General features: G+C 56.1%; 21 protein-coding genes. 7 read left to right on the plus strand and 14 right to left on the minus strand.

Annotated features, from left to right (window positions below):
* Positions 1-61: 61 nt before the first annotated feature.
* The 3 genes from glpX to OGX80_RS00380 form a co-directional block, all read right to left on the minus strand.
* Positions 62-1,072: a class II fructose-bisphosphatase gene (glpX, locus tag OGX80_RS00370; protein ID WP_012133873.1), complete on the minus strand. Its 1,011-nt coding sequence runs from the start codon at positions 1,070-1,072 to the stop codon at positions 62-64.
* 183 nt (positions 1,073-1,255) lie between these two features.
* Positions 1,256-2,764, minus strand: coding sequence for a glycerol kinase GlpK (gene glpK / locus OGX80_RS00375; RefSeq protein WP_012133870.1), 1,509 nt, complete (start codon positions 2,762-2,764; stop codon positions 1,256-1,258).
* Positions 2,765-2,787: 23 nt separating this feature from the next.
* Positions 2,788-3,633, minus strand: a complete 846-nt coding sequence (locus tag OGX80_RS00380) for an MIP/aquaporin family protein (protein ID WP_012133869.1) — start codon at positions 3,631-3,633, stop codon at positions 2,788-2,790.
* A 390-nt stretch (positions 3,634-4,023) separates the two neighbouring features.
* On the opposite strand from OGX80_RS00380, the gene zapB reads away from it, so the two are divergent.
* Complete coding sequence (gene zapB, locus OGX80_RS00385) at positions 4,024-4,269, plus strand: septal ring assembly protein ZapB (protein WP_012133867.1); 246 nt, start codon at positions 4,024-4,026, stop codon at positions 4,267-4,269.
* Positions 4,270-4,434: 165 nt separating this feature from the next.
* Here the strand turns inward: zapB and rraA are convergent, their stop codons facing one another.
* The 7 genes from rraA to priA form a co-directional block, all read right to left on the minus strand.
* Positions 4,435-4,920, minus strand: coding sequence for a ribonuclease E activity regulator RraA (gene rraA / locus OGX80_RS00390; protein ID WP_012133864.1), 486 nt, complete (start codon positions 4,918-4,920; stop codon positions 4,435-4,437).
* Positions 4,921-5,012: 92 nt separating this feature from the next.
* On the minus strand, positions 5,013-5,942 hold the full coding sequence (gene menA, locus OGX80_RS00395) for a 1,4-dihydroxy-2-naphthoate polyprenyltransferase (protein WP_047459819.1): 930 nt from the start codon (positions 5,940-5,942) through the stop codon (positions 5,013-5,015).
* A 66-nt stretch (positions 5,943-6,008) separates the two neighbouring features.
* Positions 6,009-7,340: an ATP-dependent protease ATPase subunit HslU gene (hslU, locus tag OGX80_RS00400; RefSeq protein ID WP_012133861.1), complete on the minus strand. Its 1,332-nt coding sequence runs from the start codon at positions 7,338-7,340 to the stop codon at positions 6,009-6,011.
* A gap of 9 nt (positions 7,341-7,349) precedes the next feature.
* Positions 7,350-7,880, minus strand: a complete 531-nt coding sequence (hslV, locus tag OGX80_RS00405; protein WP_012133860.1) for an ATP-dependent protease subunit HslV — start codon at positions 7,878-7,880, stop codon at positions 7,350-7,352.
* A 91-nt stretch (positions 7,881-7,971) separates the two neighbouring features.
* Positions 7,972-8,976, minus strand: coding sequence for a cell division protein FtsN (ftsN, locus tag OGX80_RS00410; RefSeq protein ID WP_024130660.1), 1,005 nt, complete (start codon positions 8,974-8,976; stop codon positions 7,972-7,974).
* A gap of 86 nt (positions 8,977-9,062) precedes the next feature.
* Positions 9,063-10,088 (minus strand): DNA-binding transcriptional regulator CytR, encoded by a 1,026-nt coding sequence (gene cytR / locus OGX80_RS00415; protein WP_233644236.1) that lies wholly within the window; start codon positions 10,086-10,088, stop codon positions 9,063-9,065.
* 155 nt (positions 10,089-10,243) lie between these two features.
* Positions 10,244-12,442, minus strand: a complete 2,199-nt coding sequence (priA, locus tag OGX80_RS00420; protein WP_115182252.1) for a primosomal protein N' — start codon at positions 12,440-12,442, stop codon at positions 10,244-10,246.
* Positions 12,443-12,648: 206 nt separating this feature from the next.
* On the opposite strand from priA, the gene rpmE reads away from it, so the two are divergent.
* Positions 12,649-12,861, plus strand: coding sequence for a 50S ribosomal protein L31 (rpmE, locus tag OGX80_RS00425; RefSeq protein ID WP_024130659.1), 213 nt, complete (start codon positions 12,649-12,651; stop codon positions 12,859-12,861).
* Positions 12,862-12,978: 117 nt separating this feature from the next.
* Here rpmE and metJ read toward each other — a convergent pair whose 3' ends face one another.
* A complete protein-coding gene (metJ, locus tag OGX80_RS00430) occupies positions 12,979-13,296 on the minus strand; it encodes a met regulon transcriptional regulator MetJ (RefSeq protein ID WP_012133855.1) in 318 nt (105 codons plus the stop codon).
* A gap of 267 nt (positions 13,297-13,563) precedes the next feature.
* Between metJ and metB the strand changes: the two genes are divergently transcribed.
* Together metB and metL are read left to right on the plus strand one after the other, a co-directional pair.
* Positions 13,564-14,724: a cystathionine gamma-synthase gene (metB, locus tag OGX80_RS00435; RefSeq protein WP_047459810.1), complete on the plus strand. Its 1,161-nt coding sequence runs from the start codon at positions 13,564-13,566 to the stop codon at positions 14,722-14,724.
* Between the two features lie 2 nt (positions 14,725-14,726).
* Positions 14,727-17,159 carry a bifunctional aspartate kinase/homoserine dehydrogenase II gene (gene metL, locus OGX80_RS00440; RefSeq protein ID WP_060815949.1) on the plus strand — a complete coding sequence of 811 codons (2,433 nt, stop codon included), beginning with the start codon at positions 14,727-14,729 and terminating at the stop codon, positions 17,157-17,159.
* A gap of 80 nt (positions 17,160-17,239) precedes the next feature.
* Here metL and OGX80_RS00445 read toward each other — a convergent pair whose 3' ends face one another.
* Positions 17,240-17,611, minus strand: a complete 372-nt coding sequence (locus OGX80_RS00445; RefSeq protein ID WP_012133851.1) for a carboxymuconolactone decarboxylase family protein — start codon at positions 17,609-17,611, stop codon at positions 17,240-17,242.
* A 91-nt stretch (positions 17,612-17,702) separates the two neighbouring features.
* Here OGX80_RS00445 and OGX80_RS00450 point away from each other — a divergent pair, with 91 nt between their 5' ends.
* The 3 genes from OGX80_RS00450 (at position 17,703) to katG (ending at position 22,002) form a co-directional block, all read left to right on the plus strand.
* On the plus strand, positions 17,703-18,611 hold the full coding sequence (locus tag OGX80_RS00450; RefSeq protein WP_115182251.1) for a LysR family transcriptional regulator: 909 nt from the start codon (positions 17,703-17,705) through the stop codon (positions 18,609-18,611).
* A 157-nt stretch (positions 18,612-18,768) separates the two neighbouring features.
* Positions 18,769-19,659, plus strand: a complete 891-nt coding sequence (metF, locus tag OGX80_RS00455; RefSeq protein WP_012133849.1) for a methylenetetrahydrofolate reductase — start codon at positions 18,769-18,771, stop codon at positions 19,657-19,659.
* A gap of 162 nt (positions 19,660-19,821) precedes the next feature.
* The gene (gene katG, locus OGX80_RS00460) at positions 19,822-22,002 is read left to right on the plus strand and encodes a catalase/peroxidase HPI (protein WP_115182250.1); all 2,181 of its coding nucleotides are present in this window, start codon (positions 19,822-19,824) and stop codon (positions 22,000-22,002) included.
* Between the two features lie 98 nt (positions 22,003-22,100).
* Here katG and gldA read toward each other — a convergent pair whose 3' ends face one another.
* Both gldA and fsa read right to left on the minus strand, forming a co-directional pair.
* Positions 22,101-23,204 (minus strand): bifunctional L-1,2-propanediol dehydrogenase/glycerol dehydrogenase, encoded by a 1,104-nt coding sequence (gldA, locus tag OGX80_RS00465; protein WP_012133847.1) that lies wholly within the window; start codon positions 23,202-23,204, stop codon positions 22,101-22,103.
* Between the two features lie 12 nt (positions 23,205-23,216).
* The gene (gene fsa, locus OGX80_RS00470) at positions 23,217-23,879 is read right to left on the minus strand and encodes a fructose-6-phosphate aldolase (protein ID WP_058668384.1); all 663 of its coding nucleotides are present in this window, start codon (positions 23,877-23,879) and stop codon (positions 23,217-23,219) included.
* Positions 23,880-23,887 lie beyond the last annotated feature (8 nt).

Below are 23,887 nucleotides of genomic sequence, written 5' to 3' on the forward strand. Positions count from 1 at the left end.
CGTTCGTTGAACGAAAGATTTCCAGCCCCGAAGGGCCGGAAGGCTCAATCGAACAAATCAGTTACAGGATATGCGCCTGCACATCCGGGTCTTTGCGATCCAGATAGTGGATGGACTGAATACGGCGGATAGTGCGCGATTTGCCGCGAATCAGCAGCGTTTCGGTGGTAGCGATATTGCCTTTGCGGCTAATCCCCTCCAGCAGATCGCCTTTGGTGATCCCGGTGGCGGAGAAGATGACGTTATCGCTGCGCGCCATTTCGTCCAGACGCAGCGCTTTACCGGCGTCAATGCCCATAGCTTTACAGCGTGCCAGCTCCTGCTCGCCAATGCGGCGGTTCTCTTCGCTGTCGCCTTTGACGTCGTGACGCGCCAGCAGACGGCCCTGCATGTCGCCATCCAGCGCACGGATTACCGCTGCGGAGACAACGCCTTCCGGCGCGCCGCCAATGCCGTACAGCACATCCACTTCACTGTCTGGCATACAGGTCAGAATAGAGGCCGCCACGTCGCCATCAGGAATAGCGAATACGCGCACGCCAAGCTGCTGCATCTCTGCAATCACCGCGTCATGACGCGGTTTGGCCAGAATCGTAACCGTCAGTTCGCTGAGCGGTTTGCTGAGGGCGGCTGCGATGTTACGCAGGTTGTCCGCCAGCGGCAGATTCAGGTCGATAGATCCTTTAGCGCCCGGCCCGACGATCAGTTTTTCCATGTACATATCCGGCGCGTTGAGGAAACAGCCTTTGTCGCCGACTGCCAGAACCGCCAGCGCGTTCGCCTGGCCCATCGCCGTCATACGGGTGCCTTCGATAGGGTCGACGGCGATATCTACCGCATCGCCACGGCCGGTGCCGACTTTCTCACCGATAAACAGCATGGGCGCTTCATCAATCTCGCCTTCGCCGATGACAATGGTGCCGTCAATATTGACCTGGTTGAGCATAATACGCATGGCGTTTACCGCCGCGCCGTCAGCGGTATTTTTGTCGCCGCGTCCCAGCCATTTATAGCCAGCCAGCGCCGCCGCTTCCGTTACGCGGGAAAATTCGATGGCAAGTTCTCGTCTCATAGCAAACTCGTAGCAGAAAGGAATGGCGCGAAGTGTAGCACAGGGGAGGGTGGGAATAATTGATATGCTCGGGGGTTACTTCCGCACAGATAACTTGCCGGGTGGCGGCGTTGCCTTACCCGGCCTACACAAGCATGTAGCCTGTAGGCCGGATAAGCGAAGCCGCCATCCGGCAGGTCAGTATTACTCTTCGTGATCTTCCCACGCCAGGGCGCGTTTGACCGCTTTTTTCCAGCCGCTGTAACGGAAGTTACGCTCGGTGGTTTCGATGCCAGGACGGAATTCACGCTCGATGACCGCTTTTTCCTGCAACTCATCCAGGTTCTGCCAGTAACCCACCGCCAGACCTGCCAGATACGCCGCACCCAGCGCCGTCACTTCGCGCACTTCCGGGCGCTCAACGCGCGTACCAAGAATGTCTGACTGGAACTGCATCAGGAAGTTGTTGGCAACCGCGCCGCCGTCAACGCGCAGGGCGTGCAGGCGAATACCGGAGTCCGCCTGCATCGCTTCCAGCACGTCACGCGTCTGGTAAGCGATCGATTCCAGCGTTGCACGGATGATGTGGTTGGAGTTTACGCCACGGGTCAGACCGAAGATGGCGCCGCGCGCATACGGGTCCCAGTACGGCGCGCCCAGACCGGTAAAGGCCGGTACAACGTATACGCCGTTGGTGTCTTTCACTTTGGTGGCGAAATATTCAGAGTCGAATGCGTCGCTGATGAGTTTCATCTCATCACGCAGCCACTGAATGGATGCGCCAGCCATAAACACCGCCCCTTCCAGCGCGTAGTTCACTTCGCCGGTCGGGCCACAGGCGATGGTGGTCAAAAGTCCGTTTTCGGACTTAACCGCTTTCTCGCCGGTGTTCATCAGCATAAAGCAGCCGGTGCCGTAAGTGTTTTTCGCCATCCCCTCTTTGACGCACAGCTGGCCGAACAGCGCCGCCTGCTGGTCACCGGCGATCCCGGCGATTGGAATACGCGTGCCGCCTTTACCCCCGATGTTCGTCTGGCCGTACACTTCTGAAGAACGACGCACTTCCGGCAGCATGGCGCGCGGGATATCCAGCGCATCCAGCATTTTGTCATCCCAGTCCAGGGTATGGATGTTGAACAGCATGGTACGTGAAGCGTTGGTGTAATCCGTGACGTGTACGCGTCCCTGCGTCATTTTCCAGATAAGCCAGGTATCCACCGTACCGAACAGCAGTTCACCGCGACGTGCGCGCTCACGGGAGCCTTCTACGTGATCGAGAATCCACTTCACTTTGGTGCCGGAGAAGTACGGGTCAATCACCAGACCGGTGTTGTTGCGGATGTAATCTTCCATGCCGTCACGCTTCAGGCGTTCGCAGATTTCGGCGGTACGGCGGCACTGCCAGACAATTGCGTTATAAATCGGTTTGCCGGTTTCACGTTCCCAGACGATGGTGGTTTCACGCTGGTTAGTAATACCGATTGCTGCGATCTGATCGGAACTGATGTCTGCTTTCGCCAGCACTTCAACCAGCGTTGAGCTTTGGGTGGCCCAGATTTCCATTGGGTCGTGTTCTACCCAGCCTGCTTTCGGGTAGATTTGCTCAAATTCACGTTGCGACACGCTAACGATATTCGCATCGTGATCCATCACGACGGCGCGGGAGCTGGTGGTGCCCTGGTCGAGCGCAACGATATATTTTTTCTCAGTCATAATTTTTTTGTCCCGTAGTCACATTACAGCGAAGCTTTTTGTTGTGCGGTAGTGGTGGTGTCCTTCTCTTCAACCACGCAAGTATCACACGGCAAATGGCGGCCAATCAGTTTACGATAGGCGAATGCGCCCAGAATGGCGCCCGCAATCGGGCCGAACATCGGCACCAGGAAGTAAGGAATATCCTTACCGCCAGTCAAGGCAACGTTCCCCCAGCCAGCGAGCCAGGCGAACAGTTTCGGGCCGAAGTCACGCGCCGGGTTCATCGCAAACCCGGTCAGCGGCCCCATAGAGGCGCCAATTACTGCGATCAGTAAACCAATGAGCAGAGGAGCCAGTGGGCCGCGCGGCACGCCGTTACCATCATCGGTCAGCGCCAGAATAAGCCCCATCAGAATAGCGGTAATTACCATCTCAACCGCGAAGGCTTGCACAAAATTGATATGTGGATTTGGATATGTTGAGAAAGTGCCAGCCAGATCAACACTTTCGATACTGCCACGGACGATGTGGTGCGTTTGTTCAAAATCAGCGAAAAGATTGTAGTAAAGCCCGTAAACTAATGCCGCTGCGCAAAACGCGCCGGCAACTTGAGAAATGATAAAAGGAACAACTTTGCGTTTGTCGAAACAGGCAAACAGCCACAGTGCGATTGTTACGGCTGGATTTAAATGTGCGCCGGAGACACCTGCTGTCAGGTAGATAGCCATCGCCACCCCCAGACCCCAGATGATACTGATTTCCCACTGACCGAAAGTAGCACCTGCTACTTTAAGAGCAGCGACACAACCCACACCGAAGAAAATCAACAACCCAGTACCGAGAAATTCAGCAATGCACTGGCCTTTTAAGGTTGATGTTTGACTCATAATCGGATCCTGAAGAGAGTTTAATGTTTATTGTTTGCGAAGAGGTCACTGACGCCTTCGATGCCTGTAGGCATACTGTTAATTTATCGTTAACGAGCAAAAACGAGAAATATCGAAATCAAAATGTGTGTACTGCGTCAATAAAATGAGCGTTATCGCGCCATGAAGCGCGTTTTACGACAAACCAGGAGTGTGAGCTGAATTATTTCATTAACCAATATGTTAACACTTTAGAGTTATGTGAGTTATGTCACCAGGACAAGGATGAAAAGTGTTGCAAACCGCAATCTACGCGGTATGTCGCTGGACAGGGATGGCGCGGCTTCATACAATCGGCACTATATATTGTGCGCGTTTACGTGAAGCGTCGCCTTGCAATTCAGGAGAGGTATGGCCATGTCATTAGAAGTGTTTGAGAAACTGGAAGCAAAAGTACAGCAGGCGATTGATACCATTACGCTTTTGCAGATGGAAATCGAAGAGCTGAAAGAAAAAAACAACAGCCTGGCGCAGGATGTACAGTCTGCTCAGCATCAGCGTGAAGAGCTGGAGCGTGAGAACAACCATCTGAAAGAACAGCAGAGCGGGTGGCAGGATCGTTTGCAGGCGCTGCTGGGTCGTATGGAAGAAGTCTGAGCCGTAGCGGTGTTGGCTGTGCTCAGCGTTGTAGGCCGGATAAGGCGTAAGCCGCCATCCGGCACTGCAATATCGCCTGATGGCGCTACGCTTATCAGGCCTACAGTCGGCATCGTTTATGAGCGGCAACGCAATAAAAAAGGCACCTTACGGTGCCTTTTTTGATCACTCGATATCAAGCGGGTCTTCGGAGAGGATTATCCCGGTATTGTCGGCGTAGAGATGATCGCCGGAGAAGAAGGTCACGCCGCCAAAATTGACGCGGACGTCGCTTTCCCCGATTCCTTCACCTGCGGCACCTACCGGAATCGCGGCAAGCGCCTGGATGCCGATATCCAGCTCTTCCAGGTCGTCTACCTGACGCACCGCGCCGTAGATGACCAGCCCTTCCCATTCATTTTGCGTAGCCAGACGCGCCAGTTCGGCGTCGACCAGCGCGCGACGGACAGAACCACCGCCATCGACCAGCAGAATGCGACCACGGCCATTCTGTTCGAGCAGATCGTAGAGCAACCCGTTGTCCTCGAAACATTTTACCGTGATGATTTGTCCGCCAAACGACGACCGCCCTCCAAAGTTAGAGAACAGTGGTTCCACGACGTTGACATCTTCCTGGTAGATGTCACAAAGCTCGGAAGTATCGTATTTCATAGGCTTAACGTTCAGTTGCTGCGAGAATTTTTAGTATATCGCGCTATGCGTACTGTTTGCAAAATCATCAATTGTTCATTGATATTTGTCAGTTAAACCGCCCACTGGCTTAAGAAAATCCCGACGACAAACAGCAGGTTAGTCAACAGCGCGGCTTTAACGGTACGTTCCAGCATCGGACGCATCGCAGCGGGTTCCATTTCGCGCATCACATAACGCGCCTGTTTAATCAGTAACGGTGCGGCCAGGATGAACAGCCATCCCCACAGGCTTTGCAGTGAAATCAGGTTAAACAGCGCCAGGCAGACCAGTGAACCCATCAACAGGCAGGCGTGATAACGACGTGCGTTAACCGCGCCTAAACGTACCACCAGCGTGTTTTTACCGTTTTCTTTATCGCTGTTGATATCGCGCAGATTGTTGATGTTGAGCACGGCGGTCGCCAGCAGTCCGCAGGCGGTAGCAGGTAAGATAAGCGCAGGAATGAGCGTATGCGCCTGTAGATACCAGCTGCCCATTACGCTGAGCCAGCCAAAGAACACCAGCACGGAAATGTCGCCCAGACCAATATAGCCGTAAGGACGGTTCCCGACGGTGTAGGTAATCGCGGCGATAATCGACAGGCCGCCCAGCACCAGGAATCCGACAAAATCCGCCAGCGTATGACATGCGACAGCCACCAGCGCCAGACCGGAGAGGCAAATCAGCGCCACGGTAATGATCAGCGCCCGCTTCATCTCCTGCCGGGTGATCACCCCTTTTTGCATCCCGCGCAGCGGCCCGATGCGGTCAGGCTTATCACTGCCTTTGACGGCGTCGCCATAATCGTTGGCAAGGTTCGATAAGATTTGCAGCAGCCCAGCGGTGATTAACGCCAGCAGCGCAACCAGGGGATCGAAGTACCCTTGCCACCATGCCAGCGCTGTACCGACGATGATTGCCGCAAACGCGAGCGGCAGCGTTTTCGGTCGTAAACTTTCCAGCCAGGCCTGGGAGCGGCTAATTTGTTGTTGTTCAGTCATATTTAGCGCCAATAAAAATGGGGCTTTTCAGCCCCATCAACAGTGATGAAAATGCATTGAACGCGATTATAGGATAAAACGACTCAGATCTTCATCTGCGACCAGCGCATCCAGATGTTTGCTCACATATTCCGCATCAATTGTTATGCTCTGACCATTCAGATCGCTGGCGTCATAGGAGATATCTTCCATCAGACGTTCCAGAACGGTATGCAGACGACGCGCACCGATGTTTTCGGTGGTTTCGTTTACCTGCCATGCCGCTTCGGCAATGCGTTTGATGCCGGATTCGGTAAACTCGATGTCCACGCCTTCAGTCGCCATCAGCGCTTTGTACTGAACGGTAACGGACGCGTTCGGCTCGGTGAGAATGCGTTCGAAATCTTCCGTCGTCAGCGCTTTCAGCTCAACGCGAATCGGCAGACGCCCCTGCAACTCGGGGATCAGATCAGACGGTTTCGCCACCTGGAACGCGCCGGAGGCGATAAACAGGATGTGGTCGGTTTTCACCATACCGTGCTTGGTAGAGACGGTGCAGCCTTCTACCAGCGGCAGCAGGTCGCGCTGTACGCCTTCGCGGGAAACGTCCGGGCCAGAGGATTCGCCGCGTTTACAGATTTTGTCGATTTCGTCGATAAACACGATTCCGTGCTGTTCAACGGCGTCGATAGCTTCCTGTTTCAGCTCTTCCGGGTTTACCAGTTTGGCCGCTTCTTCTTCAATCAGCAGCTTCATCGCGTCTTTGATTTTCAGCTTACGCGGTTTTTGTTTCTGGCCGCCCAGGTTCTGGAACATGGACTGCAACTGGCTGGTCATCTCTTCCATTCCCGGAGGCGCCATAATTTCAACGCCCATCGGTGCGGCTGCGAGATTGATCTCAATTTCTTTATCGTCGAGCTGGCCTTCACGCAGTTTTTTGCGGAATGCCTGGCGCGCGGCGGACGGCTCTTGCTGTTGCTCAGCCTGACCCCAGTTATTTTTCGCCGGAGGGATCAGCGCGTCGAGAATACGCTCTTCCGCCATTTCTTCTGCGCGGTAGCGGTTTTTCTCAATAGACTGAACGCGCACCATTTTGATCGCGGAGTCGGTCAGGTCGCGGATAATGGAATCCACTTCTTTACCCACATAACCGACTTCGGTGAATTTTGTCGCTTCAACTTTGATGAACGGCGCGTTGGCCAGTTTTGCCAGGCGACGCGCGATTTCGGTTTTACCTACGCCGGTCGGGCCGATCATCAGAATATTTTTTGGCGTCACTTCATGGCGCAGCTCTTCGTTGAGCTGCATGCGGCGCCAGCGGTTACGCAGTGCAATCGCCACGGAACGCTTGGCGTTGTCCTGGCCAATGATGTGCTTGTTCAGTTCGCTGACGATTTCGCGTGGGGTCATTTCAGACATGGGAGATCCTTACGCTTTAGACGGTAATTCTTCAATGGTGTGGAAGTGGTTGGTGTAAATGCAGATATCGCCTGCAATATCCAACGCCTTTTCAGCAATTTCGCGGGCGCCCAGTTCGGTATTTTCTAACAGTGCGCGTGCCGCAGCCTGGGCGTAGGGACCACCGGAGCCGATAGCAATCAGATCATTTTCCGGCTGTATGACATCGCCATTACCCGTGATGATCAGTGAAGCGGTTTCATCTGCGACGGCCAGCAGCGCTTCGAGCTTGCGTAGCATACGGTCGGTACGCCAGTCTTTCGCCAGTTCAACGGCGGCTTTGACCAGGTGGCCCTGATGCATTTCCAGTTTACGCTCAAACAGTTCGAACAGCGTGAATGCGTCTGCCGTTCCCCCTGCAAAGCCCGCAATGACTTTATCGTTGTACAGACGGCGAACTTTCTTCACGTTGCCTTTCATTACGGTATTGCCCAGTGTGGCCTGACCATCACCGGCGATTACCACATGGCCGTTACGGCGTACGCTTACTATTGTTGTCACGAGCAGACCCCTTGGTTACAAATGCAGAATACAGGCCCCGCACGCGGTACGGGGCATAATGCAAATATAAATGGGGGGGATTTTGGGGGTTTCAACCCCCGGAGGCGAGTCGAATGCAGTTTGTGTGGCCCGCCATCTTCAGGCGGTTAAGGGTGCTGTCTGCATTCTCTTTGCCTTTGACTGGGCCGATGACCACACGATTCCACCCGTTGTTGGTGGTGATTTTGGAGTCAAAGCCTTCAAAAGCCAACTGGGCGCGCACGGTTTCCGCTTGCTCGGCGCCTTTGAAGGAGCCGCATTGCACCATCCAGCGACGTTCATCTTTTTTCTCTGCCGTCTGTTTTGGCGCTTCAGGTTCACGCGCGATCGGCGCGGCCTGCTGCGTTTTAGGCTGAGAAGTCGTGGTGTGCGCAGGCGTCTGCAACAGGTCCTGATAAGGCTGCTGGGATGTCGTCTGCTTCGGCTGCTGCGTCTGGCGTGGCTGCTGTGCAGGCGCAGTCTGCGCCGTACGCGGTTGCTGCTGTGGCTGTTGGTACGGTTGCTCCGTCACGCGTGGCTGCGTACGCGGCTGTTGAACCGGCTGGGTGTTAGCCCACTGCTGCTGTTGTACCTGCTGCTGTGCCTGACGCTGGCGCTGCAATGTCTGCTGACGCTGTTCAGGCGTCTGTTCGTTCCACGGTACTTCGTTAAGCTGGGTCGGCTGCTGGCGCATATCCGCCTGCATTTGCGCCAGTAGCTGACGCTGCTCGCTGGTGAGCTGCTCCGGGTTCATCACTTCGCCGCCCGCAGAAGGCTCGGTTGGCGCACGCACGCCCGGCTGGCGGCTTTCCAGCTCTTTAATGTAGCGCCAGCGCTCTTCCGGCTTCGGCGGCAGCCCGTTGCCGGTCACTTTCTGGCTTTGCAGCGTTTCGGACTCTTCTTTTTTGTGATGAGTAATGAAGTACAGACCCCCGATAAAGGCCACAAGGACAGCCGCCGCAATAGCGACCATTGCGGGTGAAACCGCAGGCGTGTTGCGTTGCTTTTTCCGTGAGGTGCTCTTTTTGCGCCGCGAAGGTGCCGGTTGACCGCGACGTACATAATCTCGTTGTGCCACTATCGTTTCGCTGTATTTATTCGTTCGTCAGCCCGCCATGTTACTTAAGCGGCGGGCTTTTGACCAGATAGGTGAGTCTTAAAGGTTTAAGTTAAGGCTCGCGTCGAACCACGAATAATTAACTCGCAGTCCAGCAAGCGCGAGCCGCTGCTGACATTTTGCCCCTGTAACTGGTCGAGCAAGAGCAGCATTGCTTCGCGCCCGATATCGAAGCGCGGCTGTGAAACCGTCGTCAGAGGCGGGTCGCAAAATTCCGCCAGCGCAATGTTATCAAAGCCAATGATGGACAGATCGTCAGGGACTTTCAGACCATGACGCTTGGCCCAGGAGAGCGCGCCGAGCGCCATAACGTCGCTGTGACAGAACACGGCGGTCGGAGGCTGCGGAAGCGCAAGCAGCTGTTGCAGCGCGTGACCGCCCGCCTCGTAGGTGAAATCGCCCCGGGCGATATAATGCAGGTCGACGGTAATGCCGCAGCGACGCAGCGCCTGCACATAGCCTTGCAGACGGTAGTGGCACAGCGGCATCTCCTCCGGCCCGGCAATGCATCCGATACGCTGGTGCCCCTGTTCATGCAGATAATTCACGGCGTTAAAGGCCGCAGTCAGGTTATCAATATGAACGGTAGGCAGCTCCAGCTCCGGCGCGAATTCGTTGGCCATCACCATCGGCGGCAGATTTCGTTGCTCTTCAATGCTGGCGTCGAACGGCAGGCGTGAACCGAGCAATAACATGCCATCAATTTGTTTGGTGATGATCAAATTGATAAAGGTCTTTTCTTGCTGATTCTGGTGCGCGCAGTCACCAATCAACACCAGATATCCGTGGCTTGCGGCGGTAACCTCAATGCCCCGGATGATTTCACTGAAAAAGGGATCACAAATATCCGGGACGATCACCAGGATGGTGCGTGATTCATTCCGTTTGCTATTTCGCCCCATTGATTGCGGTAAATATCCCACCTCCATCGCCGCCTGTTCAACCCGGTTACGGGTCGACTGGGAGACTTTATCCGGGTTCATTAACGCACGGGACACGGTTGCTGTTGAGACTTTCGCCTTCATAGCAACATCTTTCATTGTAGCGGCAGCAACCTGTTTCTTCGGTTTCACACTCTCTCCTCGCCTGGGAAATCAGGCGCAGAACTATCCTTGTTTAACTCACATCGAAAACATTTTTATCAGATAGTTAATGGAAGCGGTTACAGAATTTTCATAAAAAGTGTGATGGATATTTAATTTTACGATCCGCCTCGCATCGTGACCCGTTATCCCTCAATGGGATCGACATCCAGCACCCATTTAACCTTGCGGGAATCGGGTAGCGTATTGATGAGCGCCAGCGTGCCGCTGACGATATGTTGCAGACGAATTCGCGACGGATGCTGCAACAAAATTTGCCAACGGTAGCGGCCGCCGCGTTTTGGCGCGAGCGCAGGCACTGGGCCTAATACCCAGAGCTTGTCATCGGCAAGCGGGCTGGCCTGAATCAGATTACGCAGCTGTTGCAGGAACACCGGCGCCTGCTGGTTGTTATGATCTTCCGCCCGTACAATCACATGGCTGGTCCACGGCGGAAGTTGCAGCGTTTGCCGCTCGGCCAGCGCCTGTTCAGCAAAAGCGTCATAGCCTTTGTGCAGCAAGGTTTGCAGCAAAGGGTGCTCTGGATGGTGGGTCTGCAATACCACCTCGCCCTGTTTTCCGGCGCGTCCGGCGCGGCCGGAAACCTGAGTGTAAAGCTGGGCAAAACGTTCCGCCGAACGGAAATCCGCTGAGAACAGCGCGCCGTCAACGTCCAGCAGCGCCACCAGGGTGACGTCCGGGAAGTGGTGCCCTTTCGCCAGCATTTGCGTGCCGATCAAAATGCGCGCGCCGCCGCGATGGACTTCCGCCAGATGCTGCTCCAGCGCGCCTTTACGGCTGGTGGTGTCGCGGTCGATGCGTGAGACCGGCACGCCGGGAAAGAAGGGCGTCAACGCCTGCTCAAGCTGTTCTGTCCCTAACCCGACCGGCACCATATGCGTGGAGCCGCAGGAAGGGCACTGACGCGGTATCGGGCGCTGGCTGTCGCAATGGTGGCAGCGCAGGTGGTGTTGCGCCTGGTGCAACGTGTAATAGTGATCGCAGCGCGGACATTCGGCAATCCAGCCGCAGTCGTGGCATAACAGCGCAGGAGCAAATCCCCGGCGGTTAAGGAAGAGAATGACCTGGTTATCTGCCAGCAGGTGCTGACGCATACGGGCGATAAGCGCGGGAGCCAGCCCGGCCTGGATCTTCTGGCCTTTTAAATCCAGCACATGCTGGAGGGCAGGGCGTGCGTTGCCTGCCCGGCGCGTCAGGCGCAGCATGCGGTACTTTTTTTGTCGCACGTTGCATAACGTCTCCAGCGCCGGTGTTGCCGAGCCGAGAATAATCGGGATTTGTTCGCTGTGAGCGCGGTATACCGCCAGGTCGCGAGCGTGGTAACGCCAGCCTTCCTGCTGCTTATAGGAGCTGTCATGCTCTTCGTCGATCACAATGACGCCGAGGTTTTTAAACGGCGTAAACAACGATGAGCGGGTGCCGATGACAATCGCCGCCTCGCCGTTTTTGGCTTTCAGCCAGGCTGAGAGACGTTCGCTGTCATTTAACCCGGAGTGTAGAACTTCGACGGGGGCGTTGAAGCGCTCGCGAAAGCGGGCGATGGTTTGCGGCGTCAGGCCAATTTCCGGCACCATCACCAGCGCCTGTTTGCCCTGAGCGAGGACGTTTTCCAGTACGCTGAGATAGACCTCTGTTTTACCGGAACCCGTAACGCCCGCCAGCAGCCAGGCAGAAAAGCTGTCCGACGCGCTGTGGATGGCGCCAACGGCGGTGGCCTGTTCGGTATTGAGACGCAGCCGATCGCCACAGACGGCGTAATGGGTGCGCCAGTCGCTAAAGCCGGGCGTTTCGCTCGCCAGCTCGCACAGTCCTTTTTTACGTAGCGCCTGGAGCGCCGCGTCATTAAATTCAAGATCCGCCACCTGGTCGCGCCAGATTTTCCCCTGCCGCAGCGCGGCCAGCGCCTGTTGCTGTTTAGGCGAGCGCTTCAGGCTATTGAGATCGATAGCGTGGCCGTCTTCGGTGGCGAACCAGTACCACATCGGCGTGTTGCTGGCGGGTTTCCCCTGGCGCAGCAAAATCGGCAGAGCGTGAAACAGAACGTCACCCATTGGATGATGGTAGTAATCCGCCGCCCAAAGCAGCAAACGCCAGACGGAGGGCGAAAAGACCGGCTCGCTGTCCAGTACCTCAACGACCGCTTTCAGTTCGTTAAGCGGCAGTTCGCTTTGTTCGCTGACCGACACCACAATCCCGACACGTTCCTGCTGTTTGCCAAACGGCACGCGCACCCGACACCCGGCTTTGACGGTCATGCCTTCTGGCAAGAGATAGTCAAAGGTGCGGGGTAGCGGAACGGGCAAGGCAACGTGCGCGACGGGCATGTAATCATCCTGGCTGACTTGAATTCTGGCGGGTTAGTATACACATTGTGATGAGGGAGCGCGGATCAGTTTGCATACGCTGGTCAAATTCTGTATGATTCGCCGCCTTTGATACACATTTGTATCATCGACCTATACTATCAACATCGCGTGGTGTCTGGCGTTAGGGCTGGAAGAGCGACGCGGCCTTAAACCGAGGTTTCCCCATGAAAAAAGATATTCACCCGAAATACGAAGAAATTACTGCAAACTGCTCTTGCGGTAATGTCATCAAAATCCGCTCTACTGCAGGTCACGACCTGAACCTGGACGTGTGCGGTAAATGCCACCCGTTCTACACTGGCAAACAGCGTGATGTTGCTACCGGTGGCCGTGTTGACCGCTTCAACAAGCGTTTCAGCATCCCGGGCAGCAAATAAGTTATTGCTGTCAAAGAAAAAAGCGCCGAAAGGCGCTTTTTTTGTCTTTGCCTGATGGCGTTGACGCTTATCAGTACCTGCGGTACTGAATCCTTCCGCCGCTATCCGGCAAAAAAATCAATACTCCCACGTATCCGGGTCGATCCCCAGTTCACGCATGATGATTTTGGCCTCTTCCGGTATTTCATCACTGCGCTCTTTACGCAAGTCTTCATCGTTCGGCAATGGTTGCCCGGTAAAGGCATGCAGAAACGCTTCACACAGCAGTTCGCTGTTGGTGGCGTGACGCAGGTTGTTCACCTGACGACGCGTGCGTTCATCGGTGAGGATTTTTAACACCTTCAGAGGAATGGAAACCGTAATCTTTTTGACTTGCTCACTCTTCTTACCGTGCTCAGCGTATGGGCTGATATATTCGCCGCTCCATTCAGCCATGAGATACCTTTAATCTTCTCGTCATTAGTTAAGGGCCAGAATCGTCGTGCCTGGCCGTAATCCCGCATAGTTTACCGTACAGGCGATATCGTGACACGGGTTAAGCGTCTGTAGATGTGCGCTAATGCATATAATTTTAACGGCTATTTCCAGTTTGCTCAATCTATACGCAAAGAGGTTTAGATGTCCAGATGTATTGACGTCTATTGTAACAATGTTTACTCTGGTGCCTGACTTTTCACCGATTCAGCCCAGGAACTTCTCAACATGACGCGTAAACAGGCCACCATCGCAGTGCGTAGCGGGTTAAATGACGACGAGCAGTACGGTTGCGTTGTCCCGCCGATTCACCTTTCCAGCACCTATAACTTCACTGGTTTTAATGAACCTCGCGCCCATGACTATTCGCGACGTGGAAATCCGACGCGTGATGTAGTTCAGCGCGCGCTGGCGGAGCTGGAGGGCGGTACGGGCGCGGTGCTGACCAATACCGGGATGTCGGCCATTCTGCTGGTGACGACCGTGTTCCTGAAGCCGGGCGATCTGCTGGTGGCGCCGCACGACTGCTACGGCGGCAGCTATCGCCTGTTTGACAGCCTGGCGAAGCGGGGCTGTTATCGCGTGCTGTTTGTCGATCAAGGCGATGAGCAGGCGCTGAAAGCGGCGCTGGCGGAAAAACCGAAGCTGGTGCTGGTGGAAAGCCCCAGTAATCCGTTGTTACGCGTGGTAGATATTGCGAAAATCTGCCAGCTGTCGCGAGAAGCGGGCGCGGTGAGCGTTGTGGACAACACGTTTTTAAGCCCTGCACTGCAAAATCCGCTGGCGTTGGGCGCCGATCTGGTGTTGCATTCATGCACGAAATATTTAAACGGCCATTCGGATGTGGTGGCTGGCGTGGTGATTGCGAAAGATCCAGAGATTGTCACCGAACTGGCATGGTGGGCCAATAATATTGGCGTCACCGGCGGCGCGTTTGATAGCTATCTGCTGCTACGTGGGCTGCGTACTCTGGCGCCGCGAATGGACGTGGCTCAGCGCAATGCCCAGGCCATTGTGGACTATCTGCAAACCCAACCGCTGGTGAAAAAACTGTACCATCCGTCGCTGCCGGATAATCAAGGGCACGAGATTGCCGCGCGCCAGCAAAAAGGCTTTGGCGCAATGTTGAGTTTTGAACTGGATGGCGATGAGCAGACGCTGCGTCGTTTCCTGGGCGGGCTGTCGTTGTTTACGCTGGCGGAATCCTTAGGGGGTGTTGAAAGCCTGATCTCCCACGCCGCAACGATGACACATGCAGGCATGGCGCCAGAAGCGCGTGCTGCCGCCGGAATTTCAGAGACGCTGCTGCGTATCTCCACCGGTATTGAAGATGGCGAAGATTTAATTGCCGACCTGGAAAATGGCTTCCGGGCTGCAAACAAGGGGTAAACATGAGTGTGATTGCGCAGGCAGGGGCGAAGGGTCGTCAACTGCATAAATTTGGTGGCAGTAGTCTGGCAGACGTGAAATGTTATCTGCGTGTCGCAGGCATTATGGCGGAGTACTCGCAGCCTGACGATATGATGGTTGTTTCCGCCGCCGGTAGTACCACCAACCAGTTGATTAGCTGGCTGAAGTTAAGCCAGACCGACCGCCTCTCCGCGCATCAGGTGCAACAGACGTTACGCCGCTATCAGAGCGATCTGATCAGCGGGCTGCTTCCCGCCGACGTTGCGGATGGCCTGATCAGCGCTTTCATTAGCGATCTGGAGCGTCTTGCCGCGCTGCTCGACAGCGGCGTGACCGATGCCGTTTATGCCGAAGTCGTCGGGCATGGCGAAATCTGGTCTGCGCGTCTGATGTCCGCAGTGCTGAATGAGCAAGGACTGGCGTCGGCATGGCTGGACGCGCGTGAGTTTTTACGCGCTGAACGCGCCGCGCAGCCGCAGGTAGATGAAGGTCTCTCTTACCCGTTACTGCAACAGTTGCTGGTGCAGCATCCGGGCAAGCGCCTGGTCGTTACCGGTTTTATCAGTCGCAGCAATGCGGGCGAGACGGTGCTGCTGGGCCGTAACGGCTCTGACTATTCCGCCACGCAAATTGGCGCGCTGGCGGGTGTTTCCCGCGTCACCATCTGGAGCGATGTGGCCGGGGTTTACAGCGCCGACCCGCGTAAAGTGAAAGATGCCTGCCTGCTGCCGCTGCTGCGTCTGGATGAAGCCAGCGAGCTGGCGCGTCTGGCCGCGCCGGTTCTGCACGCCCGTACCCTACAGCCGGTTTCCGGCAGCGATATCGATTTGCAGTTGCGCTGTAGCTACACGCCGGATCAGGGGTCCACGCGCATTGAACGCGTGCTGGCGTCCGGCACCGGGGCGCGTATCGTCACCAGCCATGATGACGTTTGCCTGATTGAGTTTCAGGTGCCCGCCAGCCAGGACTTTAAACTGGCCTGGAGAGACGTCGACCAGATTCTGAAACGGGCGCAGGTGCGTCCGCTGGCGGTTGGCGTGCATAACGATCGCCATCTGCTGCAATTCTGCTACACCTCTGAAGTCGCTGATAGCGCATTAAAAATTCTTGATGAAGCGGGCCTGCCGGGCGAATTGCGCCTGCGTCAGGGGCTGGCGCTGGTCGCGATGGTTGGCGCTGGCGTCACCCGTAACCCGCTGCACTGCCACCGCTTCTGGCAACAGCTGAAAGGCCAGCCGGTTGAATTTACCTGGCAGTCGGAAGAGGGGATCAGCCTGGTGGCCGTACTGCGCACCGGCCCGACCGAAAGCCTGATTCAGGGGCTGCACCAGTCTATTTTCCGCGCGGAAAAACGCATCGGCCTGGTGCTGTTCGGCAAAGGCAACATCGGTTCCCGCTGGCTGGAACTGTTTGCCCGCGAGCAGAGTACGCTCTCCGCGCGTACCGGGTTTGAATTTGTCCTGGCGGGCGTGGTGGATAGCCGTCGCAGCCTGCTGAACTACGAAGGGCTGGATGCCAGCCGTGCGCTGGCGTTCTTCAACGACGAAGCGATTGAGCAGGATGAAGAGTCGCTGTTCCTGTGGATGCGCGCCCACCCGTATGACGATCTGGTGGTGCTGGATGTCACCGCCAGCGAGCAACTGGCCGATCAGTATCTTGATTTCGCCAGCCACGGCTTCCACGTCATCAGCGCCAATAAACTGGCGGGGGCGAGCACCAGCGATAAATATCGCCAGATCCACGACGCGTTCGAAAAAACCGGGCGTCACTGGCTGTATAACGCGACCGTCGGCGCGGGCCTGCCGATCAACTATACGGTGCGCGATCTGATTGACAGCGGCGATGCCATTCTGTCGATCAGCGGGATCTTCTCCGGCACGCTGTCGTGGCTGTTCCTGCAATTTGACGGTTCCATACCGTTTACCGATCTGGTGGATCAGGCCTGGCAGCAGGGGCTGACCGAGCCGGACCCGCGTGTTGACCTTTCTGGTAAAGATGTGATGCGCAAGCTGGTGATTCTGGCGCGTGAAGCGGGTTACGACATCGAGCCGGACCAGGTGCGCGTTGAATCGCTGGTGCCCGCACACTGCGAAGAGGGATCTGTCGATCACTTCTTTGAAAATGGCGATGAGCTGAATGAGCAGATGGTACAGCGTCTGGAAGCCGCTCGTGAAATGGGGCTGGTGCTGCGCTACGTGGCGCGTTTCGACGCCAACGGTAAAGCGCGCGTTGGCGTTGAAGCGGTGCGCCCGGAACATCCGCTGGCGGCGCTGCTGCCGTGCGATAACGTCTTTGCCATCGAAAGCCGTTGGTATCGCGACAATCCGCTGGTGATCCGCGGGCCGGGGGCCGGTCGTGACGTCACCGCCGGGGCGATTCAGTCGGATATCAACCGCCTGGCGCAGCTGCTGTAGTATTTGTTGCCGGATGGCGCTGCGCTTATCTGGTCTACGGAATATGTAGGCCGGATAAGGCAACGCCGCCACCCGGCGATTCACCGAGTTGCAAACACCTCTTTTGCGGCGAACAGACCGTTCAGCGCAGCCGGAAAACCGGCATAAACCGCCATCTGCATTATCACTTCGATAATTTCCTCCTGCGTTAACCCCACATGTCGCGCGGCGGCAATATGTACCTTCAACTGCGGCGTAGCATTGCCCAGCGCGGTTAACGCGGCGACGGTTGCGATTTCCCGACTGCGTAAATCCAGCCCTGGCCGGGAATAGATATCGCCAAACGGAAATTCGATCAGATAGCGGGCAAAATCTGGCGCAATGTCTTGCAAACTTTCGATCACCGCATCGCCACCCTTGCCATCCACCTGTTGCAGCATTTTCTGACCGGTAATAAAGCGTTCTGAATGCATAGTGTATTCCTCGTTTGTCTGGAGTCTGTGGCGTGAGGATAGGGGGTGCGGAATGATTTGGATAATACCGTTTCCGTGATACCTTTTCGGTATGACAACATCCCCTCTGCACTCTCTGGATATCCGCCTGCTACGCTACTTTGTCGTGGTGGCGGAAGAGAACAATATGAGCCGCGCGGCACAGCGACTGTTTATGTCGCAACCGCCGCTGAGCCGCCATATTCGCCAGCTTGAAGAACGTCTGGGGGTGACGCTTTTTGTCCGTCATACTCGTGGACTTACGCTGACGGATGAGGGTCTGCGCGCGCTGGAAATCGTCCGCCCGCTATTGGCGCAGCAGGACAAAACGTATGCTGCGCTGAATCAACTGGCGCAAACCGGCGCGCAATCGCTGCGTTTAGGGCTGAGCACCGCGTTTGAGCAGGGGATTTTTGCCCCCCTGGAAGCGCAGCTGAATACGCGTGTGGAGAGGCTGCATATTGTGCGTCATGGTTCGCCTGAACTGGTACGCCAGGTGCGTCGGGGAAAACTGGATGCGGCGCTGGTGGCGCTGCCGCTTGAGGCCACAGGGTTAACCGTCACGCCGCTCGACTGGCAAGAACCGTTGATTGCCGCATTACCCTCCGTCTGGCCGGAAGCGAGCCTGACGTCGCTCTCCTTAACTGCGCTTAACCACCGCCCACTGTTCTGGTTCAAACGGGAACGTAATCCGGCCTTTTTTGACTACACCCGGCACATTTTCCGTCGCGCTGGTTACGCCCCCTCCTGCCTTGAAGAACCGCTGGAACATGATGTGCTGCTCGCGCGAATCGCCCACGGCGATGGCCTGAGCTTGCTCCCGGGCTCGTTTGCCGCTATTCAGCGCCAGGGCGTGATATTCCGCGCACTTAGCGACACTGAATTACGTATTCGTGCCGGGCTGGTGATGCTGCCTGAGAACGCTGTACGGTTGCGGTGGTTAAATACGCTTGCGATGCAATCCTTCATTATTTCGGACTGATTTGAATTTTTTTCACGTTGTCTGAGTATTCCTCACCTTTAACAGTGATTTTTCTGTTGACGGCATCCCACTTTTCGGTCATTTTTACATCCAGACGTCTAAACGGATAGATGTTCACAACACAACATATAATGACATGCGATTGATGAGGTAAGGTATGAGCTTTTTTCACGCCAACCAGCGGGAAGCCCTGAATCAGAGCCTGGCGGAAGTTCAGGGTCAGATTAATGTTTCGTTCGAGTTTTTCCCGCCGCGCACCAGTGAAATGGAGCAAACCTTGTGGAACTCTATCGATCGACTGAGCAGCCTGAAACCGAAGTTTGTCTCCGTGACCTACGGCGCCAACTCCGGTGAGCGCGACCGTACGCACAGCATCATCAAAGGCATTAAAGAGCGTACGGGCCTGGAAGCCGCGCCGCACCTGACCTGCATCGACGCCACCCGCGATGAACTGCGTACCATTGCCCAGGATTACTGGAATAACGGTATCCGCCATATTGTTGCCCTGCGCGGTGACCTGCCGCCGGGGAGCGGCAAGCCGGATATGTATGCCGCTGACCTGGTCAGCTTACTGAAAGAGGTTGCCGATTTTGATATCTCCGTCGCCGCTTACCCGGAAGTCCACCCGGAAGCGAAAAGCGCGCAGGCGGATCTGCTCAACCTGAAACGCAAAGTCGATGCTGGCGCTAACCGCGCAATTACCCAGTTTTTCTTCGATGTGGAAAGCTACCTGCGTTTTCGCGATCGCTGCGTCTCTGCGGGTATTGATGTCGAAATTATTCCGGGCATTCTGCCGGTCTCCAACTTTAAGCAGGCGAAGAAATTCGCTGATATGACTAACGTGCGCATTCCGGCGTGGATGTCACAGATGTTTGACGGCCTGGATGACGATGCGGAAACCCGTAAGCTGGTCGGGGCGAATATCGCGATGGACATGGTGAAGATCCTGAGCCGTGAAGGCGTGAAAGATTTCCACTTCTACACCCTGAACCGCGCTGAAATGAGTTACGCCATTTGCCACACGTTGGGTGTGCGGCCCGGCCTGTAACATGATTAGCCCTCTTCGGAGGGCTTTTTTATGCACATTTTGATCTGACGCCTGATACATAAATTTAAAAGATATTAGCTATCGAATCTGTGGGTTATTTCAACTATATCTTATCGTTGGTGATGTATATCGTAACGATAACACTGTAGAGGGAGCATATAGATGAGCATGTCTGACGATACCCATAATTCATTGTCTACCGGGAAGTGCCCTTTCCATCAGGGCAGCCACGACCGTAGCGCGGGTGCTGGCACCAGCAGCCACGACTGGTGGCCTAACCAACTCCGTGTAGATCTTTTGAATCAGCACTCCAACCGTTCGAACCCGCTGGGTGAGGACTTCGACTACCGCAAAGAATTTAGCAAACTCGACTATTCCGCCCTGAAAGGGGACCTTAAAGCTCTCCTGTCCGATTCTCAGCCGTGGTGGCCTGCGGACTGGGGCAGCTATGCCGGTCTGTTTATTCGTATGGCATGGCATGGCGCGGGCACTTATCGTTCCGTCGACGGGCGCGGTGGCGCCGGACGCGGGCAGCAGCGTTTTGCACCGCTGAACTCCTGGCCGGACAACGTCAGCCTGGATAAGGCGCGTCGTCTGCTGTGGCCTGTCAAGCAGAAATATGGCCAGAAAATCTCCTGGGCCGACCTGTTTATTCTGGCGGGTAACGTGGCGCTGGAGAACTCCGGTTTCCGTACGTTCGGTTTTGGCGCCGGGCGTGAAGATGTGTGGGAACCGGATCTTGATGTGAACTGGGGGGATGAGAAAGCCTGGCTGACGCACCGTCATCCCGAAGCGCTGGCGAAAGCGCCGTTAGGCGCTACCGAAATGGGGCTTATCTACGTTAACCCGGAAGGGCCGGATCACAGCGGTGAACCACTTTCCGCCGCTGCGGCTATCCGCGCGACGTTCGGCAATATGGGCATGAACGATGAAGAAACCGTGGCGCTGATTGGCGGCGGTCACACGCTGGGTAAAACCCACGGTGCGGCGGCGGCGTCCCATGTTGGCGTTGATCCAGAAGCCGCGCCGATTGAATTGCAGGGGCTGGGCTGGAGCAGTGACTACGGCAGCGGCGTAGGCGGCGATGCGATTACCTCGGGTCTGGAAGTGGTCTGGTCGCAGACGCCGACCCAGTGGAGTAATTACTTTTTCGAAAACCTGTTCAAATACGAGTGGGTGCAGACGCGCAGCCCGGCGGGCGCGATCCAGTTCGAAGCGGTTGATGCGCCAGAAATCATTCCCGATCCGTTCGATCCATCGAAGAAACGTAAACCCACCATGCTGGTGACTGACCTGACGCTGCGTTTCGATCCAGAATTCGAGAAAATTTCCCGTCGTTTCCTCAACGATCCGCAGGCGTTTAACGAAGCATTCGCCCGCGCATGGTTCAAACTGACGCACAGGGATATGGGGCCAAAAGCGCGCTATATCGGGCCGGAAGTACCGAAAGAAGATCTGATTTGGCAGGACCCGCTGCCGCAGCCGGTATTTAATCCGAGCCAGGAAGACATCGTCAACCTGAAGGCCGCGATTGCCGCGTCCGGGCTTTCCGTCAGCGAACTGGTGTCGGTTGCATGGGCATCTGCGTCAACCTTCCGTGGCGGCGATAAACGTGGCGGCGCCAACGGCGCTCGCCTGGCTTTAGCACCGCAGCGAGACTGGGATGTGAACGCCGCTGCGGCGCGCGTTCTGCCGGTTCTGGAAGAGATTCAGAAATCGTCCGGGAAGGCGTCTCTGGCCGATATCATCGTCCTTGCGGGCGTTGTCGGTGTGGAGCAGGCAGCAAGTGCGGCGGGTGTCAGCATCAGCGTGCCGTTCGCGCCAGGCCGTGTGGATGCTCGTCAGGATCAGACGGATATCGAGATGTTTGAGCTTCTCGAACCGATCGCAGACGGCTTCCGTAACTATCGCGCACGGCTTGATGTGTCGACCACCGAGTCACTGCTGATTGATAAAGCGCAGCAACTGACGCTGACCGCGCCGGAGATGACGGCGCTGGTGGGTGGGATGCGCGTTCTGGGCGCTAACTTTGATGGCAGCCAGAATGGCGTGTTTACCGACCGCCCGGGCGTACTCAGCAATGATTTCTTTGTGAATCTGCTGGATATGCGTAACGAGTGGAAAGCGGCGGACGAATCGAAAGAGCTGTTCGAAGGCCGCGATCGCCTGAGCGGTGAGGTGAAATTCACGGCGACCCGCGCAGACCTGGTATTCGGTTCTAACTCGGTACTGCGTGCCCTGGCGGAAGTTTACGCCAGCAGCGATGCGCGCGAGAAATTCGTGAAGGATTTCGTCGCGGCATGGGTGAAAGTGATGAACCTGGATCGTTTCGATCTGCTGTAAGCCATCTCAGTAAAATGTGTAGGCCGGATGAGCGCCAGCGCCATCCGGCAAATAAAAAAAGCCCGCACTATCTGCGGGCTTTTTGTCTCTCCTGATCGTTATTCCCACTCTTGCAGGAAACGTTGACCATACTGGTCGGCAACCAGCAGGGCGGCGTAAACCTGATCCGGCGTGGCGCCGCCAGGCATGTTGTGAATGGTTTCGCCTTCCGCGCAGGAGGCTTCCGCCACCGTGCGCATCTTCGCCGGAATGTCCTGCTTAATATCCAGTTGCGCCAGCGTGATCGGCAGGCCAACGGAATGGCACAACGCCGCAGCGGTTTCGATCTCTTCAACCGGCGCGTTTTCCAGTACCAGTTGCGTCAGCGTGCCGAACGCCACTTTCTCACCGTGATAGTAGTGATGCGCGTCTGGAATCGCCGTCAGTCCGTTATGTATGGCATGCGCCGCCGCCAGACCGCCGCTTTCAAAACCGACGCCGCTCAGGTAAGTGTTGGCTTCAATCACGCGTTCCAGCGCCGGCGTGACGACATGCTGCTCAGCCGCCAGCATGGCCTTTTCGCCCTCTTCGATCAGCGTGTTATAGCACAACTCCGCCAGCGCGAGCGCCGCCTGTGTACACTTGCCGCCCGCCATCGTGGTCGCGCCGCTGCGTGAACAGGCGCGCGCTTCAAACCAGGTCGCCAGCGCATCGCCGATACCGGCAGCCAGCAGACGCGCGGGCGCGCCCGCGACAATTTTGGTATCAACAATCACCATATTCGGGTTACGCGGCAGCATCAGATAGCGTTCAAACTCGCCTGCATCGGTGTAGATCACGGAAAGCGCGCTACAGGGGGCATCGGTAGAGGCGATGGTCGGCGCGATAGCGACCGGGACATCCATAAAGTGGGCCAGCGCTTTCGCGGTATCCAGCGTTTTGCCGCCGCCGATGCCGAGAACGGCGCCGCACTGCGCTTTATCTGCGACGATACGCAGACGATCGATTTCATTTTGCGAACATTCGCCGCCAAATGGCGCGATTTCCAGAGCCAGTCCGGCATCCTGGAAGCTTTTCTCCAGCGCGGATTGGGCAAAATTTAAGACAAACTTGTCTCCGACCACCAGCCAGCGTTCGGCCAGGGGTTTGAGATATTCCCCAAGACGTGTGATGACATCTGCACCCTGGATGTATTTACCAGGAGATTGAATAATGTGATCCATACTTTATTTCCCTCACAGGTTGATGTGGCCAAATGCGTTATTCCAGTCTTGCTCAAACTTCCCTATAGCTGACTCTACCGCAGGGGTATTGAGCATTTGTTGAGCTACATCTAAAGGAAGGGTGATTGCTTCGCATCCTGCGAGTAAGCAATCCAGCGCCTGACGCGGCGTTTTAAAGCTGGCGGCCAGTACCATGCTGCCCGGCGCATGCATCTCCAGCAAGGTTTGCAGTTCCTGCACCATACGGATGCCGTCGCCGCCCTGGGCATCAACCCGATTGACATACGGGGCGACGTATTTTGCGCCTGCCAGCGCCGCCAGCAAGCCCTGCGCTGCGCTGTAGACAGCCGTCCCCAGCGTCGTAATACCTTCTTTTTTGAGCTGTTTGATCGCCGCCAGACCTTCAGCAGTGACCGGAATCTTCACCACAATACCGGGAATGGCATTGCTCAGGCGTTTGGCTTCTTCCACCATTCCTTGCGCATCGCGGCTCATCGTCTGGGCAAATAGCGTTCCCTCTTCGCCGATGGCTTTTTGCAGGCGAGGCAGTACATCCCAGATGGATTCTTTACTCGCCGCCACAATGCTTGGGTTGGTGGTGACGCCAGCAACAGGGAAGATGCGCGCCAGACGTTCGACTTCCGCGACGTTCGCGGTATCCAGATAGAGTTCCATTTTGCTCC

Origin of the sequence: Citrobacter sp. CK194, from assembly GCF_030333395.1 — a bacterium.
GTDB classification, from domain to species: Bacteria; Pseudomonadota; Gammaproteobacteria; order Enterobacterales; family Enterobacteriaceae; genus Citrobacter_B; species Citrobacter_B koseri.

Excerpts from the sequence above, each read along its gene's own strand:
- glpX (WP_012133873.1), bottom strand. The coding sequence starts at position 1,072 with ATGAGACGAGAACTTGCCATCGAATTTTCCCGCGTAACGGAAGCGGCG.
- glpK (WP_012133870.1), bottom strand. The coding sequence starts at position 2,764 with ATGACTGAGAAAAAATATATCGTTGCGCTCGACCAGGGCACCACCAGC.
- OGX80_RS00380 (WP_012133869.1), bottom strand. The coding sequence starts at position 3,633 with ATGAGTCAAACATCAACCTTAAAAGGCCAGTGCATTGCTGAATTTCTC.
- zapB (WP_012133867.1), top strand. The coding sequence starts at position 4,024 with ATGGCCATGTCATTAGAAGTGTTTGAGAAACTGGAAGCAAAAGTACAG.
- rraA (WP_012133864.1), bottom strand. The coding sequence starts at position 4,920 with ATGAAATACGATACTTCCGAGCTTTGTGACATCTACCAGGAAGATGTC.
- menA (WP_047459819.1), bottom strand. The coding sequence starts at position 5,942 with ATGACTGAACAACAACAAATTAGCCGCTCCCAGGCCTGGCTGGAAAGT.
- hslU (WP_012133861.1), bottom strand. The coding sequence starts at position 7,340 with ATGTCTGAAATGACCCCACGCGAAATCGTCAGCGAACTGAACAAGCAC.
- priA (WP_115182252.1), bottom strand. The coding sequence starts at position 12,442 with ATGCCCGTCGCGCACGTTGCCTTGCCCGTTCCGCTACCCCGCACCTTT.
- rpmE (WP_024130659.1), top strand. The coding sequence starts at position 12,649 with ATGAAAAAAGATATTCACCCGAAATACGAAGAAATTACTGCAAACTGC.
- metJ (WP_012133855.1), bottom strand. The coding sequence starts at position 13,296 with ATGGCTGAATGGAGCGGCGAATATATCAGCCCATACGCTGAGCACGGT.
- metB (WP_047459810.1), top strand. The coding sequence starts at position 13,564 with ATGACGCGTAAACAGGCCACCATCGCAGTGCGTAGCGGGTTAAATGAC.
- metL (WP_060815949.1), top strand. The coding sequence starts at position 14,727 with ATGAGTGTGATTGCGCAGGCAGGGGCGAAGGGTCGTCAACTGCATAAA.
- OGX80_RS00445 (WP_012133851.1), bottom strand. The coding sequence starts at position 17,611 with ATGCATTCAGAACGCTTTATTACCGGTCAGAAAATGCTGCAACAGGTG.
- OGX80_RS00450 (WP_115182251.1), top strand. The coding sequence starts at position 17,703 with ATGACAACATCCCCTCTGCACTCTCTGGATATCCGCCTGCTACGCTAC.
- metF (WP_012133849.1), top strand. The coding sequence starts at position 18,769 with ATGAGCTTTTTTCACGCCAACCAGCGGGAAGCCCTGAATCAGAGCCTG.
- katG (WP_115182250.1), top strand. The coding sequence starts at position 19,822 with ATGAGCATGTCTGACGATACCCATAATTCATTGTCTACCGGGAAGTGC.
- gldA (WP_012133847.1), bottom strand. The coding sequence starts at position 23,204 with ATGGATCACATTATTCAATCTCCTGGTAAATACATCCAGGGTGCAGAT.
- fsa (WP_058668384.1), bottom strand. The coding sequence starts at position 23,879 with ATGGAACTCTATCTGGATACCGCGAACGTCGCGGAAGTCGAACGTCTG.